We start from the raw sequence: 17,802 nt of genomic DNA, 5'->3' as shown, positions 1-17,802 counted from the left end.
GTCTTATAAAATAGGAAAAATCGTATATAAAGCCTCCTTTTAATTCGGGTATTTTAATCATTGTATTTTTTTAAGTCAGAGTCTATATTACGTGCTAGGAAAGAGAAGTGCAATTTTTTTGTATCTAATGAAAAATATGGTTTGAATTTTATTGGAATTGGTAAAAAAAGAAGGGGATTTAGTTTGTTTTGTTTAAATTATATAAGTAAAGTAGTATTTGTTTTTTTATATTGAATAGTTGTAAAGGGAGAGAGTCCAGTTGGTAGTGCAGGATAAAGAAAAACATGAGGTAACACCTAAGCAAGTTTCATACGAAGAGATGAAAGAAGATTTAAGAATATTAGCTGAAAATAATCCGGATTCAGGTGATATTCAAATGCAATATGCAAAAGTGTTATTTCAATTAAGTGAACTGAATGAAGCATATATTTATTGTAAAAAGGCGATGGAAAATGGATATTGTGGGGCAGACTCAAATTTAATACTTGGAGGAATCTATTTAAACCTAGGGAGATTTGAAAAAGCAAAAGATTATTTAACTGCATATCATGAATTGGAACCAGATGATCCAGTAGGGTTAACTTATTATGGTTCAATGCTGCGTCTTGTTGAAAATAATGAAGATGGTTTTCATTACATATGTCAAGCATACAAGTTGGAACCGGAAAATATATTAGTTGAATGTAATTATTTTTTCACAAAAGCATCATTGATAAACAAAAAAAATGAAAAAGAAGTAATAAATGAATTGATGAGTGGTGCAACAAGTGAATGGAAGAGGCAGTTATATTTAAGTATAGCTGCAATGAAGCGTGCGAAATTTAGTAAGTCATCTACGCATGCAAAAAAAGCTTTTGAATTAAATCCTACTGATCCAAGAACTAGAAATATATATAATTTAAGAAAGTTTGAATCGAACTTTCTTTTGCTTCCACATCTTACTATGATGAAAATGAAAGGGAAAGGAAACCTTTACTTTAGTCTGATGATAATACTTTGTACGATAAGTTTATTTGCACTAGGATTTTCAAAAATTCCATGGGGCATCATTATAGCGTATATCGCTTTTTTGTATATGGGATCTTTCTATGCTGTTAGGAGTTATAAAAAATATAATGAAAGTGTAATGAAAAAATACTATCCCGCAATATGTGATGATGACAAAGGGGAGAAGTGAAATGGATAACAAGAGGCTTATTACTGAACAGTTTGGCAATAATGCTGAAAAGTATGTAAAAAGTCAAATTCACGCAAAAGGACTAGATTTACAGTATGTAGTTCAACAAGTGGAAAATCGTAAAAATATTCATCTTCTTGATATCGCTACAGGTGGCGGGCATGTTGCAAATTTATTAGCCACTATATTTAAGGATGTAGTGGCGCTCGATATAACTGAAAAAATGTTAGAAAAAGCGAAAGAGTTTATCCAGACAAACGGGCATGAAAATGTGTCGTTTGTAGTAGGAAATGCAGAGGATTTACCATTCTCTAATGCATCATTTGATACAGCAGTGTGTCGTATTGCAGCGCATCATTTCCAAAATCCAGCCCAGTTCATTCACGAAGTGCATCGGATATTAGAAGAAAAGGGGCTTTTTATTTTAATTGATAACGTTTCACCAGAAAATCAAGAGTATGATACATTCTATAATTTTATTGAAAAGAAACGTGATCCGAGCCATAGGAGAGCTTTGAAAAAAACAGAATGGATTTCATTATTAGAGAAAAATGGGTTACAAATGCAATCATGTCTTACATTTGAAAAACAATTTAATTTTGATTGGTGGTGCAATATGATGGATGTACCACAGCAAACACGCTCAAAGTTAACAGATTGTATGATGAAAACCTCCAATGAAATGAAGGAGTTTTTCAAAATACATGTTGAAAGTAATAAAGTTGAATCGTTTTATACTGAGATGGCACTCTTTGTTTGCCAGAAAAGTTCAACGTTAAAAAGATAATTATCTTGCAGTCTTTCCCGGGTACGTTATACTTATTACAGAGAAAATGAGAATTAAGGAGTAGTCATCATGATTCGTGTACGTATTGAGGGAACTGAAAAAGAGATTGTTGAATTTTTGGAGAAAATGCCTGAAATTCCTGGGTTTGAAAAGACACATGTTAGGGAGCCAAGAAAAGGAAACAATCCAAAATATGATACGAGTAAGAATGTATTAGCATATTTGTCGTATAAAAAGGTGGAAGCTGCTGTTAGGTAATAAATTCCTTTAACAATAAAATTGTTTTATTATAGAGAGCCGAAACGACACAAAACACAGTGTCGTTTTTTCTATTCATGTATAATAGAAATGTAAAAAGTTTTTTAATTAACAGAAGAGAGTCTTTTAGTAAGGGTAGTATTTTGAATATTTAGACCTCGTTGATATAAGTTTTATATTTATATGGAAAAATAAATTGATAAATTGATTTTCGTTTAAAAATGCATAAGTTTAATCAGCGCACAAAGGGTCTGTTTTTGTGTGCCTGTTTATTGTAAAGAGAGAAGGTGTTCTTGAAGTATCTAATTGTTACATTCATCTTTTGACCAGTTATCGTATGAAAACGACCACTTATCGAAAATCCATTTACAGTATGTTAGATAGTTTTTATATTTAGAGGGAGCGAAAGGGATGTGATGAAGTGAAATTTGAAGTGTCGATTGATCCATCTTATAAAGAGCCGAAAATTATCATTCTAACGGATAAAATGACAGATGAGATATCTGATATTATGAAGCGACTGTCGGAAACTCATATTAGGTGGATTTTTTATTTTTTACTATTTCACCGTCTTGTCTTTTTCGCATATTAATAATAGTACCATATGATGAGGAGAGTGAGGGGCGTTAATAAAAAATCATCTTTTTGAGGGATTTTGGTATTGGTGATGTAGTTACTTTAATTTATGCTGATAAAACATGCAATTACTCCAAAATGATAAACATTATTAATGAAAAGGAAACAATTCAAGCAAAACTAATTAATCCAATGATTGATTATTATGAGAACTTTTATAAAAAAGAACATCCTGGGATTGGTGGAAGTCTTATTCATGATTTATTACCGCCGAAGAAATACGAGGGGAAAAGTATAGCTGATTTTAGAAAGATTGGGAAATCCATAAGATTTGATAATAGAACTGTACAAAGAGTTGTTGTAGATTTTAGCAATCAAGCGTTTAAAAGAGAATTTATGAGAACAATGTTGAAACCAGATTGTTCTTAGGGAATAAGACTATGAGATTATCGTGGAATAATATGGTGTGGAAAAATAATTTGTTTTGAATGGAGACAAAACTGTATTCATTCAATTGTATAAAAAGCAATACGTGGCTAAGGTATAACTTATCAAAGAAAGTAGCATAACTAACGGTAAGCAATAATTTATATTCATGATTTTTTGTTTTATAAAATTAAGGAGGTATAATGATATGGCATTTATATGGTCTTTAATTGTTGGTGGTATTTTAGGATGGCTAGCAAGTTTAATCGTTGGTAAAGATATACCTGGTGGTGTGATTGGAAATATTATTGCTGGGATTATCGGTTCTTGGCTTGGAACATCGTTATTGGGTACGTTTGGACCGGTTATTGGAGGGTATGCAATTATTCCAGCATTAATTGGTGCCATTGTTTTAATTTTTATTGTCAGCTTATTACTGCGTGCGATACGAAAGTGAAATTAGGTGGATTGCTGACAATTGTCAGCAATCCATTTTTGTATTATTTGTCCTAATCTGTTATGCTACTGTTATACAATCAGGAGGTGTCAGCATTGAAATCATTTACAGTAAACTTTCATCAAGAAGACAATGCAAAAGCAACAACAGTACATAAGTTAAGTGAAGAAGACTTCAATAAAGCAACAGAAAACGGTACTCGTCATCTATTTGATTTAGATACAAATGTTGGTTTCTTTGTATTCTTTGATGCAGAAGATGCAGAAGGAAATGAACAATACTTAATGTTGCAATATGAAGGAGATCACGAAGAACCAAGTGCTTGTTACGGATTTGATTTGAAATTATTCTATCAATTTTTAGCACTTTACCTAAATGATCTTGAATTTCAAGGTGAAACAAATGAGGAAGAGGAAGAATATGGTCCGATTCATCATTTAGCGCACTTACTTTATCATATTGTTGAAGATGGAAAAAGTATTGAAGTATAACTACATATTTGGGGCTGTCCTTTAATAGGGCAGCTTTTTCTATTTGAATAAATTTCATAAATTCGTGTCCTATTTTTATACTTCTTTCAATACGGTACCATTTTATGATTATCACAATACAGCGTATTTTTGACGGTATTGTTTAGGTGTGGTATCAGTGAATTTTTTGAAAATTCTTGCGAAATAACTTTGATCATTAAAGTTAAGCCAAGTGCAGATCTCGGCTAAAGGATATGTAGTCAAAGTCAATAATTTTTTAGCTTCTTCTACCCGTTCTCTTTGAACGTATTCACTTAAAGGGATACCTACTTCTTTTTTAAATAAATTTGATAAGTAACTAGGATTTACTTCTATACTATTAGCGAGATCTTTGAGAGTGATTTCGTTATAAATATTTTTAGAAATATAATCTAAGCTAACGATTATAATTTTTGAATGTTTATGAATACTATAATCTTTTACACGGTCTGCAAAAGTACATAAAGCATCTTCTATTAATCTATTAACAGAGTTCATGTTATCTAATTGTTCAAGCGTTTGTATATATAAAGTGCTAAGTGAAAATGCAATTTCTGATGGAAGATGACCATCTATCGCATATCGAGTAGCTAGAGTAATCGCGATTATTCCGTTGTTTTTTTGGTTTCTTAGTTGATTCGTTTTTGATAAAGTTGCGGCATCTTCTTGTGGGAATGCATATGCATATTCTATTAATTTTTCTTTATTTCCTTCTTTAACAGCCGTAAAAAATCGTTTTTCTAATGATATATCGTAATGTACCGAATTATTTTGACGCCGTGATGAAATATATAAATCAGGATTTACATTTGGGTAAGAAGTCTCTTCTAATAATTTATTTTTTTTCCAAACAGTACTTACATCTAATTTTTCATTATAAAGATGAATAAAATTATGATGGGGATGAGCTAATAATCAGTAGGGCATAGAGCCATCGCCCCTCGGTTAAATATAAGTAAAAAGGTTGTTATTGGATTTAACAAAGAATCTCAAATTTTTGATGTTCGTTCCAATCATCCAGACCTCCATATAATTACTTTACAGGATATTGAAAAAGTTTTAGGTAAACCAATGTCGATTAAAGTAAATGGCAATGACAAAATATATATTTATAAAGTGAATGATCAATTTGAACTGAAATTTGTTATCCCAAGTTCTACAGGAAAAGTGGATCATATTTCTGTGTTCTCTCCAGAAGATAGTATCAATAATATGGCGGGGTAATAGATATGAAAAAAGAGCTGTTCCGTTATAAGGAAAGCTCTTTTGATTTGTTACGCTCTACCGAATAAATAAAGTAAGTTTGAACGATTCCGCCGATTATTAACAAGCAGGCACAAATATAGAATAAGGTGCTGCCGTTTACATGACCTAATATCATTGCTCCGATAACTGGACCGCATGTTCGAGAAATGTCCCAGTGTATTCCGTAAATAGAAAAATACAATCCACGCATATGACTTGGTGCGATTCCTGAAACAAAACGGAGTAAATGATTTAAAGCAATGCTTTCACCAATTGTAAGGAAAAGCAATGTAAAGAAGAGTGACCATAATGTTGTGGAATAACCATAACCGATGGCTGCCAATGTATAAAAAATATATGAAATACCCATTATCTTTGGCATGGAAAATCGTTCAGACCATTTGACAAGACCGACTTGTAGTAGAATTTCCATAATTGCTCTGCAAGTTGAAATGAATGCGAGCACGAATAAGAAATTTGGAAAGATATCCTCTACAAATACACGATAATTCGTTTCAGTTTGCGCATAGAAAAAGCTAATCGGAAGAGTAGATACCATAAGTCCAAATACAGCATAATGCTTAAAAATAAATTCCTTTCTTGTTGTGACTTGTGTTGATTTTTGAGCTGTTTGAATGCTTGGTGCTGTTTCGGGAAGCTGCGTCCATACGAGAATGGCATATAGCAGGAGAGTCATAGCTTGAATCATAAATAAGTATTCAGGATGACTATCATAAATAAAGGCACTAATGAACGGACCAATTACAGCTCCGACTGCTCCCACTGATTGAAGAACAGCAAATATTTCGGCTTGTTGTTCCTGCTTTGTTAAATCAGCAATTTGAGCACGCTGAGCAGGAATATATAAGGAGCGGCCAATACCATTCAGCACATATAGCAAAGCAAAGAAGGGGACTGATGTAGCAAAAATAAACCCGCCTATTGCAATTGCCTGCACGAATAATCCAAGTAACATAATTTTCTTTCTGCCGTATTTATCGGTTACCCCTCCAGCTACGATTGTGAACACAATATCAGAGAGTGGCTGTAATCCAAACAGAAACATAGTAAGAATCACATTACCTTCTAGCGCTTTATTGACATGGATAATAAAAATAATTGCCAACATGGCCTCAGTTGTTCTAGTCAATAACTCGCCTAATAATCGAATCCAAATTGGTTTGCTATAACGTTTTATGAAATGATTCATTCTTTATTTCCTCCTTTCTATATGGAAATCTTAAGATAGAAGCAAGAAACGAAAAAGGGTAGAATGAAAGAGTGGAATTTTTCACCTTTTAGGGGGATAGATATGGTTATTTTGGATCAATATGTTCAGTTGTGGCTCCAATATGGAAAAGGGAGAACAGGGGAAGAAAAAATAGAAATATCACTACAAAACATATCGGAAACGTTATTTTGTACCGATCGTAATAGTAAATTTATTATTAAAAAATTAGAAGAGCTAGGTTGGGTTTGTTGGTTTCCAGGACGCGGGAGAGGGAATCGGTCAAAAGTATCATTTCAAAAAAATCCAGCTTCCTTAATTTTAGAACATGGGAAAGAAATAACGAAACAAGGGGATGTAAGGGGTGGAAAGGCATTTGTTGAACAATATATTGTGTATTTTCCATCGTTGCAAAAACAATTTCAAACTTGGATAGACTCAATATTTGGTTATCAGATTGAAGTGACTACTCAAGGTAGACAAGATGTACTTCGTTTACAAGTTGAAATGAGACCGAAGATTTTTTTGGATCCTGTATATGCTACAATGCGTTCGGAATGTCATATGGTGAAACATATATATGACACGCTTGTATATGTTAATGAGAGTACAAATGTAATAGAACCGAGACTTGCGTTTCACTGGGAATATAATGACGACCAAAAAGTGTGGACTTTTTATTTGCGTAAAGGTGTGCAATTTCATAATGGCAAACGATTCACAGCCCATGATGTTGCCTACACATTCGATAGATTTATGAATATGAAGGATAATCCGTATTTGTGGATGTTGCAAAATGTTAACAGAATCTATATTGTAAATGAACATGTTGTGGAGGTTTACTTACATACAGAAAATAAGTTGTTATTACATATTTTAGGTACAGAACAGTGTTCTATTGTAAAGGAAGATGGAGAAGGAAATTTAAGTGGAACAGGACCATTTAAACTACGGGAAAATAACGATTCTATCTTTGTATTAGAAGCACATAATTCATACTTTCGTGAACGCCCCTTTCTTGATCGAATTGAACTTTGGAATGTACCGAAAAGTATGGATGAATATGACGTTTCGATGAAAGCCGAGCATAAAGAGATAGAGAACCCTCATAAAGAACTTTCTAAAATGGAATCTAACGTAACATATGTTACGTTAAATACTAAAAAACAAGGTCCGTTACAAGATATTCCATTCAGGCAAGCGTTATATAAAATAATTCATAGTAATAAAATGATAGATGAGTTAGAGGGAGAACGTGGTGAGGTAGCAGATGAATTATTACTAGGAAATCGTGCAGCTTGGAGAATAAACGAGGATATAAATAACCTTCTACAAAAGAGCAAATATAGTGGCGAAGTATTATACTTGTATACGTTTAAAGAACGAGATCATGTGGAAGATTCTAAATGGATTCAAACAGAATGTACAAAGTACGGAATAACGATTGAAATACATTTTCTCGATGCGCAGGAATTATTACGCTTGGAAACAATGGAACAAGCAGATATGATTCATGATAGTGCTACAATCAGTGAGCAAATAGAACTAAGTTTTTTACAAATGTTTCTTGCGAAAAATAGTTTTATTAATCAACATAGCTCTCTTGAGTTTAATGAACAATTCCATTCATATTTTATTGAACCTAATTTAGAAAAACGAATTACACTGTTACGCGATGTAGAGGACACATTGTTACGTAACATTCATATTATTCCTTTGTATCGTAATAAACAGCACATAAGCACACATGAAAAAGTACAAAATATAATGATTAATTCTCAGGGCTGGATTGATTTTTATAATATATGGTTTAAACCTTGATATATAAAGGCTCTTTCGGTATTTAATGGAGTACGAAAGGGCCTTTTTGTATGGAATAAAAATTTGATTTTGAACATTGTTACGCATGTTTTTATAAACACTCATTTACTACGTAACAGTGTTATGTTACATTGTTATCAGGAAGGAGTGTTATACAGTTGAGTACAGATTTAATTTCAAAAAAGGATTTATTGGAACTGACTGGTATTTCATACGGGCAACTATATAGGTGGAAACGAAAGAATTTAATACCAGAAGATTGGTTTGTCAGGAAATCGACTTTTACAGGGCAAGAAACATTTTTTCCGAAAGAAAAGATATTAGAGCGTATTGATAAAATTCAAACGATGAAAGAGGATTTGTCTCTAGATGAGTTAGCGAATATGTTTTCTCCAAGTGTAACAGAGGTTTCTTTAACGAAAGAAGATATAGTCCGAAAAGGAATTGCCTCAGAACCGGTTATGCAATTTTTTATAGAACAAACGAATAAACCGGCGGAATTTCAATTTGTTGAAATTCTCTATGTATACATTTTAGAAGAATTATTGCAATCTGGAGAGATTAGTTTAGAAGAAGGCAAGATGGTCCTGCAAGTGCTGCGCGAGCACTATGAAATCATGAAACAAAAGAATAGCGAATTAGTTGTGGTTCGGAAGCTGGGTGTTTCTACATGTTTCTTAATTTCAAATGTAGATGATTTACTGTTTGAAAAAGGAACGAAGATAGTCGTACGTTTAGCAATCATGCAATATACAGAAGCGTTAAAATCAAAACTATTGTAGTGGGGGAAAATGATGCGATCAGAAAAATTAATTATAAATGGTTACGGTTCTTCTAATGGTGGGGAGTTTTATAAAGTACAGTTAAATGGAAAAGGGACTGTTAATGGAAATATAGATTGCGATGATTTTGAATGCAACGGGTCAGGTAATGTGAATGGTGATTTGAAAAGTGAACGTACAAGAATTAGCGGTTCTGGCAAAGTTGATGGGAAAGTAGATACTGAAAACATGCGAATCGATGGAAAAGCAACGATTACAAAAGATGTAAAGGCTAACAATTTAAAAATTGCTGGTAAAGGAACAATTGGTGGTACTTTGAAAGGTGAAGAGCTTAAAATCTGTGGGCAAGCGACGATTGACGGTAATTGCGAAGTAGATATTTTTTCGTCAGAAGGACAGTTCACAGTCGGGGGCTTACTAAGTGCAGATGAAATTGATATCGATATTCACGGTACATGCAGAGCAAAAGAAATAGGCGGTCAAACAATTAAAGTAAGGCATAGAGCAACAGTATTTAGCAGGCTTTTTAAAACGGTGTTTGGATCGCATTTAGAAGCTGAATTGTTAGAAGGTGACAATATTGATATTGATCACGTGCAAATTAAAACAGTAAGAGGTAACAATGTTACAGTAGGTCCGAATTGTGAGATTGGCCTTATTGAGTATACAGGGGTTCTCAATGTTGATAAAAGCGCGAAAGTAAAAGAGATTCAGCAAGTTTAATTCTTTAGGAAGCGAGGAATAGATATGAAAAAACAGGATAGTCTCACTTTTAATGGTTCTGGTAGTTCATCAGGTGGAGCCTATAATAAGGTGAAAATTCGAGGCGAAGGAACAATTTCAAATGATGTGAAATGTAATGAATTTAAAGCATATGGAACGAGTGATGTTCGTGGTGATATGACGACAAATTCATATATTGTGTATGGAGATAGTGAAGTGCAAGGTAATTTGCATGCTGAGTATGTGAAAGTATACGGCAATACACAAGTTCAGCGTGATTGTCATATAAACAAAACAAAAATTAGAGGGATGTTTGAGATTACTGGAAAGTTAACTGGAAATTTAGTGGACATTAAAGGTGGTCTTACAGTAAAACAAGATATTGAAGTAGAAGAATTGTTATTAGCTGGCGGTCTTGAAAGTGAGGGGCTTTTAAATGCTGAAAATATTAATATTATCTTGCGTTATGAAGGAAGTAAAGTGAGAGAAATTGGTGGGAAAAAGATTACGGTACGAAAAAAAGCTAGATTTATTCCTTTTACAAGCCATACTGGTAATCTTCAAACATCAATTATTGAAGGGGATGACATTTATTTAGAACATACAATAGCTGAAGTAGTAAGAGGAAACAATGTTACAATTGGCGCCGGGTGTGAAATCGGCTTTGTAGAATATCATACGAGTTTTAATCAAAAAGGAAGATCAGTTGTAAAAGAACATAAACAAATATAGAGGTAAGAGGGAGAGCAAGATTTATGATTGAGAAGAATAGTAAACTTGGCTTTGTTGTTGCCGGTTTATTACTAGGAATTTTAATGGCATCAATGGATAATACCATTGTTGTGACAGCGATGGGAACAATTGTTGGTGATTTAGGTGGATTGGAAAATTTTGTTTGGGTTGTATCGGCATATATGGTTGCAGAAATGGCCGGTATGCCAATCTTCGGTAAGCTATCAGATATGTATGGTCGAAAGAGATTCTTTATTTTCGGTTTAATCGTCTTTATGGTTGGATCGGCACTTTGTGGTACTGCTGAAAATATTACGTAGTTAGGTATTTATCGTGCAATTCAAGGTATTGGCGGCGGGGCATTAGTGCCGATCGCGTTTACAATTGTTTTTGACATTTTTCCTCCTGAAAAACGTGGGAAAATGGGGGGATTGTTTGGTGCAGTGTTTGGTTTATCTAGTATTTTCGGTCCGTTACTTGGTGCATATATTACGGACTACATCAGATGGTGTGATCGGTGTAGATTGTAATCTTGAGCATTTTGCTTGGGCAAATGTAACGAAGGATGGAAATTATAAAGGAAGTGGTTCCCTTCGTTTTTCTATTATGGGGAAATCTACAGGACAAATCACAAAAATCATCGAAGTGGAAGCGATTCGCTTAGTGGAATTAGCGGAGCGGTATAACAAACCAATTGTACTAGAGAAACTAAATACGACCCAATCGAAAACAGGGGATCGCTATGGGAATAAGCGAGCGAATCGGATGAAGAGTATGTTTGCGTATGAGAAGATGACAAGTGCCATTCTGAATCGTGCAGATAAAAGGGGCGTGGCTGTCTTTCAAGTGAATCCTGCTTATACTTCAATCTCTGGAAAGATGAAATACATGCGGAAATTCGGTATCTCTATTCATCAATCCGCGGCTTTTACGATTGGTCGCCGGGGATTAGGATATAAAGAAAAAGTACCTCGGGTGCTTCAGCCGTATATTCCAAAGAAAGACGCACATCACTGGAGTCATTGGCATCAATTAAACAATCAATTGGATATTCGCACGCATCATTTCTATCAGCTATACGATGTAGATCAACCGAAAGAAGTCTTACAAATCGAACGGTTACACTTGTTTGAAAATGAAAAGAAAAAACTAGCAAAACGATTTGCATGATAAAAAAGAACACTTTGTCCCAGATTTTTACGCTTATTACCAGAGCAGATAATAAGTCTAGGAACTGGATGCATGACAAAGTGTTCTAGCCTCGATATAAGAACAAAGTAGTTGTACCTATTTTGTTTGCCTTTCATCGGAAGATAGAATGGGTCGTCTTACATTACATATAGACACTACCGAACTCTATATCGTTGTATCCTCTTTGTTGAACGAGAGGAACTGTTTTTGTGAGGACAGAGACAGGAGAATCCCCCACCTCAAGCTCTTGTAGAGATAGGTGGGGGTAGTTCAATCAAGGTGTATACGGCGGATCCGCAACGAATTCCGGTTTATTACTATTACCAATGATGTTAGGCTCAGTCGTTACAGCGCAGTTAGGTGGATTTTTAACATCAAAGTTAAGCTACCGTAATATCATGATTATTTCAGCTGTGATTATGATAGGTGGATTGTTCCTATTAAGCACATTAACACCAGAAACAAGTCGTGTATTGTTAACAATTTATATGATTATTATCGGTTTGGGAGTAGGTTTCTCATTCTCAGTATTAAGTATGGCTGCAACCCATGGTTTTGGTATGAACCAAAGAGGATCAGCAACTTCAACGAGTAACTTTATTCGCTCATTAGGAATGACACTTGGAATTACAAGCTTTGGTATGATTCAAAGAACAGGCTTTCAAGATCAATTAGAAGAAGCATTTAAAGGAATGGGAAGCGGAATGGATAGTAACGCGCTAGGGGATTCAAGAGCGATCCTTTCAGAAGGTGCAAGATCTCAAATTCCACCGCAAATATTAGATAAAATTATTGAAGCTCTTTCAAGTTCTATCATTCATACGTTTATGTGGGCGTTAGTACCAGCCGGTCTAGCATTCGTATTTATCTTCTTTATGGGGAATGAAAGAATGGTATACCAGAAACAACAAGAAAAGATAAAAACAGAAACACCAAAAGCATAGAAAATAAAAAACTCCTTTCTAGGTTAGAAAGGAGTTTTTCGTATGTAACGCTGCAAATTAGCCTTCGATTACTTCGTATTCTTCGTCTGCTAATAATAAAATTTGTGTTTTTTTACCTTTGTTTTGTACTTCAATTACATCGTATGGACCTAGATCTCTTAATTTATTTTGAGAAACATTTACCATTACTTCAATAGAATCGATTAAAATATCTTCTTCGATATATGATTCAGGCAATGCCATATCCTCTGTATCTAATACACATGTGTATAGAATTTGTAAATGTTCAGCAGTTGGGTTTTCTTCTTGAACATCAATAATGTCTTTTACTGTTTCCATGTGTTCTTCTTTTACTTGATACACTTTAATTTTAGCCATTGTTTCATTCTCCTTTATAACGTAATCGTAGAGGCTACAGTTTATTATAACGTTTTTTAGTGAAAACATGAAATTGTTTCCTTATTTTTCATTCTTAATTTATAACTCCTTTGAAAAGGGAATTTTTACAAAAGAGAAGAAATGGAATATAAAGTGAAAATATAGGAGGTCACTATGGATACTAAAAGTATTAGTTTTATTAAAATAAATGATTATCAATTGTATGTTAATCTTGTAGGTGAAGGGGAACCAATCGTATGTCTTCACGGAGGACCAGGGAGTGAACATCGCTTTTTTCTCCCCCATATGATTCCATTATCAAAAGAATTTAAGCTGGTCTTTTATGATCAACGAGGTTGTGGGAAATCGGATCTATCGGAAAATAACCAATACTCTATGAAAAATGAAGTGGAAAATCTAGAGACGCTGCGCATACAATTCGGCTTTGAGAAAATGAACTTATTCGGTGAATCATGGGGATCTATGCTTGCTTTACTTTACGCAACTACATATCCAGAAAGAGTTAATAAAATACTGTTAACAGCTGCAATAGGTGTTACTGCTAAAGGATTAGAAAGATTTAGTAAAGAACTAGAGAAGAGATTAACTGAGGAGGATAAAATCAAACTTTCCGAATTGGAGGAGCAACTTAAAATTGGAGAATCTTCAATATATGATATTCTTCATATACTAGACCCCTATTATGTTTTCTCTCAAGAAACTTTAAAACGTAAAGAAAAAATCACATTTAGTAGCGAAGTAAATAAAACAATAGGAAAGGATATGGGCAACAACTATGATGTGACTGAAAATTTACATCGTATTTCGCACATCCCCATCCTTGTTGCGCAAGGCAGTCACGATATTTTAACACCTTCTATCATAAAAGAATTATTTTTAGAGTATATCCCGCACATACAATTTGTAGAAATAGAAGAATGTGGTCATTGGACAGTTGTAGAGCAATCAGAAAAGATGTGCAATGTGGCATTAAGCTTTTTTAGATAGAAGAAAGAAAAAATCATTTTTTACAACTCCAACATGCATCCTCTTCCTCAAGTACGTGCAGGACATAGTCCATGTGGTAGAGAGGGGATGAATATTGGTCGTGGTTGATTAAAACTTTATAATGCAAACAATAAAACATTCTTATCATATTCTTGTAAACACCATTTATATTTAGCCATGACAGTAGGATGAACAGCTTCTTGATCTGTATCAACTTCTTTATAACCATATTTTTTATAAAAAGTGGCAAGTTCCTCAAAAGGGATACAATAGACATGAGATGCATTTGATTGTTTGGCCTCTTGCACTAAAAAAGAGACGAGATATCCGGCTAATTTATTGCCTCTGTATTGGGGGAGTATATAAATACCGCCCATCTCCATAGTATTTTGATCAATATGAACTAAACGTCCTAATCCTGCATTCTCACCGTTGTATGTGATAATTGCAACTTTATCTTGTTTTAAATCGCTTGGAACAAATCCCACTGACGCATATTGATTATTAATCCATTCTAAATCTTCTGATGTAGCGAATTTAATTCCCATAACTTAGCCCCCTGTAACATTCTGATATGTCTATTATATATAGAAGAAAATGAATTGTAATGAAAATACGGTGTTTCATTTGAATCAATATTCCTGTTATAAAAAATCATTTTAATAATGAGGTTAATTTCTGAACATTTCGAGCATAGAATATAGAATACTTTAATAATACTTTCTCTTTCTTCATTCCTGTTTTACGTATATAATTTAAAGGTAATTGTTCTTATATTAGTATACTTATAATAGAATAGAGGTTTAAAAATGAGCGTTAAAATCATTACGGATAGTGCGGCCGATTTACCAAAAGAATTGCTGCGAGCTTATGATATAGATTTAATTCCACTTCGTGTATATGATGAAGCAGAAACAGAGTATTTAGACGGAGTAACGTTAGAATCGACTCAATTGTTACAAAAGATGAGAGAAGGCGAAGTGTATAAAACATCGCTACCGTCATTAGAAACTTTCCAAGAAAAATTTGTTACATATGCAAAACTAGGTACACCTTGTATATATTTAGCTTTTTCCTCTGAACTTTCAGGTACATATCAATCTTCAGTAGTTATTAAAGAAGAAGTGAAAGAAACATATGCAGATTTAGATTTAGAAATTATTGATACAAAATGCGCTTCACTTGGGCAAGGGCTTGTAGTAATAGAAGCTGCGAAAATGGCTAAAGAGGGCGCATCAAAAGAAGAAATTTTGAACCGAATTGCTTTTCTAACAAAACATATGGAGCATATCTTTACTGTAGCTGACCTGCAGTATCTTGTTAGAGGTGGTCGTTTAAGTAAGGTAGCTGGTTTCATCGGTGGCCTATTAAACATTAAGCCAATCTTAAACGTAGAAGAGGGAAAACTTGTACCACTTGAAAAGGTAAGAGGTAGAAAGAAAGTTTTAAACCGAATTGTCGATATCATGGAAGAACGCGGTAAAGAACTAAAGGGGCAAACAATCGGAATCACACATGGTGACGATTTAGAAACAGCGAATGCACTAAAAGCATTAATTACTGAAAAATTTGGTTGTGAAGTATTTATTGTCAATACAATTGGAGCAGCAATTGGTGCTCATACAGGACCAGGCGCTTTAACATTGTTCTTCTTAAATGAGGTAGAGTAAAGGATTGATCTTTTGATCAATCCTTTTTGTTATACCATTTTTATGAAATAGAGAAGGATAAGATGATAGGATTCATTGCTAGATGAAAAGAATACACATGTTTTTTGACAGATATTGTATAAGATGTTATTCTATTTTTCTGAAATTTTCATAGAGAGAGTGAGAATATGTCATACTTGATTAACGATATAATTGATGAATTACCGTGTCTAAATGGATATTCATCCATCCGAAAAATTGAAAAGGGGTATTCATTAGATAGTAAATACATTGTCAACGTGGGGAATAACAATTATTTTCTGCGTGTTTCAGATACAAAACAAACTGATAAGAAAGAATTAGAATTTACATTACTTAAAGAATTAGATACATTACATGTACAAACTCACAAGCCAATAGAATATAGAGTATTAAAGGATAAAGGGCTATCTTTGATGGTAATGAGCTATATTGAAGGAACCCCTGCAAATGAAGTAATTGCTTATATCTCTGATGAAACGCAATATAAAATCGGACTAGCTGCAGGAAAAGAATTAAGAAAAATTCATCAATTTAAAGCTCCAAAATATATGAACTGGGAAGAAGTTCAAAAAAAGAAATTTAACTTTTATTTAAATGAGTATAAAAGAGACAACTTCCAACTTCAAAAGGAAGATAAATTAATCACGTTCATTGAGGATAACATATCTTTGTTAAAGAATAGATCAGTAACATTACTTCATGATGATTTTCATTTAGGACATATCATAGTACTTCATGATAATTATAATGGAGTAATTGATTTTAATGGATATGACTTTGGTGACCCATATCATGATTTCTATAACCTTTCATTATTTAGTAGAAGGCAAAGTATCCCTTTTTGTATTGGACAGATACAAGGTTATTTTCGATACGAACCTGACGAAACATTCTGGCGGTTGTACGCACTATATGCCGCAATGAATATATTTTCTACCATTGTATGGACTAGAAAATATGACCCTGCATCATTTAATGATGCTTTAGAAAGGATTGATTTAATAGTAAGAGACCATGATTTTTTTAATTCGAATAAGCCTATATGGTATAACTCCTTTAAATAATTTACTATTATTAAATAGGGCTTTAATTTAGTGCTGTCTTTAAAAAGAAAAGCTCAGATACATAAACTCTGAGCTTTCACGTGCTATTTACTATGTGATTTAATATTGAGGCTGTGATTAGGAATTTTCCCTATAATAACTGAACTACTTAGGTCAAACCGCAAGTGCTTTTTTATTACTCATTAATTTGCTTTTTAACAGGTAAGAAGCTTGAAAGGAAAGTAGTAAGAACTAGCCCGAAAGAAACTCTTTCAGTTGTATCAATTTCTAAACCGTTATTCCATTGATATATAAAGGATACTAGTATTAAAACTATAACAAAACCTGCAAAATATCTTACTATTTTTCGTGCCTTTTTGTCATTCGTTCTCCAAACCATATTCATCCCTCTTTCTTATTTAATAAATATTTTTGATTGTAATAATCGATAAACTATAACTACTTGTTGCTCATATAACAATCGTTATTTTGTCTATTAAGATATTTTAATTTTTTGAATACGTAATAGACAAATTCATATGTAATAAGTTGGTGTACTGAATCGGATATCACATGTATAATATGAAATCCATTCATCTTATTTGTGTAAAAAAATAAGTGCAAGCTACTAAAGATAGGATAAAAATAACAATTGTTTCAAATTTTTTCTAGCAAGTTTATCGTATTTAAAATATACAATGCTGCTTATGTTAATAACAAGTAGTTAAATTTTATAAAAAAATGACGAAAAAATTGGCTTTTTTACCAATTTTTTTAACAAGTGGATGGAAATTATAGAATTACAACAGTACAATTAAAATATAGT

Annotated in this window: 17 protein-coding genes and 6 pseudogenes; 18 read left to right on the top strand and 5 right to left on the bottom strand. The window is 33.3% G+C overall.

Going from position 1 to position 17,802, the window contains the following annotated elements:
- The first annotated feature begins 265 nt into the window (after positions 1 to 265).
- From AAIE21_RS20465 to AAIE21_RS20435, 7 genes and pseudogenes are all read left to right on the top strand, one after another.
- Positions 266 to 1,177 (top strand): tetratricopeptide repeat protein, encoded by a 912-nt coding sequence (locus AAIE21_RS20465; protein ID WP_343268536.1) that lies wholly within the window; start codon positions 266 to 268, stop codon positions 1,175 to 1,177.
- Between the two features lies 1 nt (position 1,178).
- The gene (locus AAIE21_RS20460; RefSeq protein ID WP_343268473.1) at positions 1,179 to 1,964 is read left to right on the top strand and encodes a class I SAM-dependent methyltransferase; all 786 of its coding nucleotides are present in this window, start codon (positions 1,179 to 1,181) and stop codon (positions 1,962 to 1,964) included.
- Between the two features lie 69 nt (positions 1,965 to 2,033).
- Positions 2,034 to 2,222, top strand: coding sequence for a YvzF family protein (locus tag AAIE21_RS20455; RefSeq protein WP_343268472.1), 189 nt, complete (start codon positions 2,034 to 2,036; stop codon positions 2,220 to 2,222).
- Positions 2,223 to 2,643: 421 nt separating this feature from the next.
- Positions 2,644 to 2,814, top strand: coding sequence for a hypothetical protein (locus AAIE21_RS20450; RefSeq protein WP_343268471.1), 171 nt, complete (start codon positions 2,644 to 2,646; stop codon positions 2,812 to 2,814).
- Positions 2,815 to 2,933: 119 nt separating this feature from the next.
- Positions 2,934 to 3,227: pseudogene (locus AAIE21_RS20445) on the top strand (nucleoside hydrolase); the annotation flags it as partial.
- Between the two features lie 205 nt (positions 3,228 to 3,432).
- Positions 3,433 to 3,681 carry a GlsB/YeaQ/YmgE family stress response membrane protein gene (locus AAIE21_RS20440; RefSeq protein ID WP_017151968.1) on the top strand — a complete coding sequence of 83 codons (249 nt, stop codon included), beginning with the start codon at positions 3,433 to 3,435 and terminating at the stop codon, positions 3,679 to 3,681.
- 95 nt (positions 3,682 to 3,776) lie between these two features.
- Positions 3,777 to 4,172, top strand: coding sequence for a cytosolic protein (locus AAIE21_RS20435; RefSeq protein ID WP_343268470.1), 396 nt, complete (start codon positions 3,777 to 3,779; stop codon positions 4,170 to 4,172).
- A gap of 111 nt (positions 4,173 to 4,283) precedes the next feature.
- On the opposite strand, the pseudogene AAIE21_RS20430 reads toward AAIE21_RS20435, so the two are convergent.
- Positions 4,284 to 5,072 (bottom strand): annotated as a pseudogene (locus AAIE21_RS20430) (helix-turn-helix domain-containing protein); the annotation flags it as partial.
- A 72-nt stretch (positions 5,073 to 5,144) separates the two neighbouring features.
- Between AAIE21_RS20430 and AAIE21_RS20425 the strand changes: the two are divergent.
- Positions 5,145 to 5,414, top strand: a pseudogene (locus tag AAIE21_RS20425) (YjgB family protein); the annotation flags it as partial.
- A 25-nt stretch (positions 5,415 to 5,439) separates the two neighbouring features.
- On the opposite strand, the gene AAIE21_RS20420 reads toward AAIE21_RS20425, so the two are convergent.
- The gene (locus tag AAIE21_RS20420) at positions 5,440 to 6,645 is read right to left on the bottom strand and encodes an MDR family MFS transporter (RefSeq protein WP_343268469.1); all 1,206 of its coding nucleotides are present in this window, start codon (positions 6,643 to 6,645) and stop codon (positions 5,440 to 5,442) included.
- A 63-nt stretch (positions 6,646 to 6,708) separates the two neighbouring features.
- Between AAIE21_RS20420 and AAIE21_RS20415 the strand changes: the two genes are divergently transcribed.
- The 7 genes and pseudogenes from AAIE21_RS20415 to AAIE21_RS20385 all read left to right on the top strand — a co-directional run.
- Positions 6,709 to 8,484 carry an ABC transporter substrate-binding protein gene (locus tag AAIE21_RS20415; protein WP_481858700.1) on the top strand — a complete coding sequence of 592 codons (1,776 nt, stop codon included), beginning with the start codon at positions 6,709 to 6,711 and terminating at the stop codon, positions 8,482 to 8,484.
- A 158-nt stretch (positions 8,485 to 8,642) separates the two neighbouring features.
- Positions 8,643 to 9,266, top strand: a complete 624-nt coding sequence (locus tag AAIE21_RS20410) for a YhbD family protein (RefSeq protein WP_343268467.1) — start codon at positions 8,643 to 8,645, stop codon at positions 9,264 to 9,266.
- 12 nt (positions 9,267 to 9,278) lie between these two features.
- A complete protein-coding gene (locus AAIE21_RS20405; RefSeq protein WP_343268466.1) occupies positions 9,279 to 9,989 on the top strand; it encodes a polymer-forming cytoskeletal protein in 711 nt (236 codons plus the stop codon).
- A gap of 24 nt (positions 9,990 to 10,013) precedes the next feature.
- The gene (locus AAIE21_RS20400) at positions 10,014 to 10,721 is read left to right on the top strand and encodes a cytoplasmic protein (protein WP_343268465.1); all 708 of its coding nucleotides are present in this window, start codon (positions 10,014 to 10,016) and stop codon (positions 10,719 to 10,721) included.
- A gap of 23 nt (positions 10,722 to 10,744) precedes the next feature.
- A pseudogene (locus AAIE21_RS20395) lies at positions 10,745 to 11,230 on the top strand (MFS transporter); the annotation flags it as partial.
- Positions 11,223 to 11,891, top strand: a pseudogene (locus tag AAIE21_RS20390) (IS200/IS605 family accessory protein TnpB-related protein); the annotation flags it as partial. The pseudogenes AAIE21_RS20395 and AAIE21_RS20390, both read left to right, overlap by 8 nt.
- Positions 11,892 to 12,181: 290 nt before the next feature.
- Positions 12,182 to 12,856, top strand: a pseudogene (locus AAIE21_RS20385) (MFS transporter); the annotation flags it as partial.
- Positions 12,857 to 12,913: 57 nt separating this feature from the next.
- Here the strand turns inward: AAIE21_RS20385 and AAIE21_RS20380 are convergent.
- Positions 12,914 to 13,234: a hypothetical protein gene (locus AAIE21_RS20380; RefSeq protein ID WP_343268464.1), complete on the bottom strand. Its 321-nt coding sequence runs from the start codon at positions 13,232 to 13,234 to the stop codon at positions 12,914 to 12,916.
- A 174-nt stretch (positions 13,235 to 13,408) separates the two neighbouring features.
- On the opposite strand from AAIE21_RS20380, the gene AAIE21_RS20375 reads away from it, so the two are divergent.
- Entirely contained in the window at positions 13,409 to 14,242 is an 834-nt protein-coding gene (locus tag AAIE21_RS20375; RefSeq protein WP_343268463.1) for an alpha/beta fold hydrolase, read from the top strand.
- A 116-nt stretch (positions 14,243 to 14,358) separates the two neighbouring features.
- Here AAIE21_RS20375 and AAIE21_RS20370 read toward each other — a convergent pair whose 3' ends face one another.
- Positions 14,359 to 14,790 carry a GNAT family N-acetyltransferase gene (locus AAIE21_RS20370; protein ID WP_343268462.1) on the bottom strand — a complete coding sequence of 144 codons (432 nt, stop codon included), beginning with the start codon at positions 14,788 to 14,790 and terminating at the stop codon, positions 14,359 to 14,361.
- Positions 14,791 to 15,051: 261 nt separating this feature from the next.
- Here AAIE21_RS20370 and AAIE21_RS20365 point away from each other — a divergent pair, with 261 nt between their 5' ends.
- Both AAIE21_RS20365 and AAIE21_RS20360 read left to right on the top strand, forming a co-directional pair.
- On the top strand, positions 15,052 to 15,912 hold the full coding sequence (locus AAIE21_RS20365) for a DegV family protein (protein ID WP_343268461.1): 861 nt from the start codon (positions 15,052 to 15,054) through the stop codon (positions 15,910 to 15,912).
- 167 nt (positions 15,913 to 16,079) lie between these two features.
- Positions 16,080 to 16,997, top strand: coding sequence for an aminoglycoside phosphotransferase family protein (locus AAIE21_RS20360; protein WP_343268460.1), 918 nt, complete (start codon positions 16,080 to 16,082; stop codon positions 16,995 to 16,997).
- A 175-nt stretch (positions 16,998 to 17,172) separates the two neighbouring features.
- Here AAIE21_RS20360 and AAIE21_RS20355 read toward each other — a convergent pair whose 3' ends face one another.
- Positions 17,173 to 17,376 (bottom strand): hypothetical protein, encoded by a 204-nt coding sequence (locus AAIE21_RS20355; protein ID WP_343268459.1) that lies wholly within the window; start codon positions 17,374 to 17,376, stop codon positions 17,173 to 17,175.
- Positions 17,377 to 17,802: the final 426 nt, after the last annotated feature.

The sequence above is a fragment of the Paenibacillus sp. 102 genome, assembly GCF_039549175.1.
GTDB lineage: Bacteria > Bacillota > Bacilli > Bacillales > Bacillaceae_G > Bacillus_A.
The sequence above is the reverse complement of the archived record's forward strand: the minus strand, read 5'-3'. Positions and strand labels throughout refer to the sequence as shown.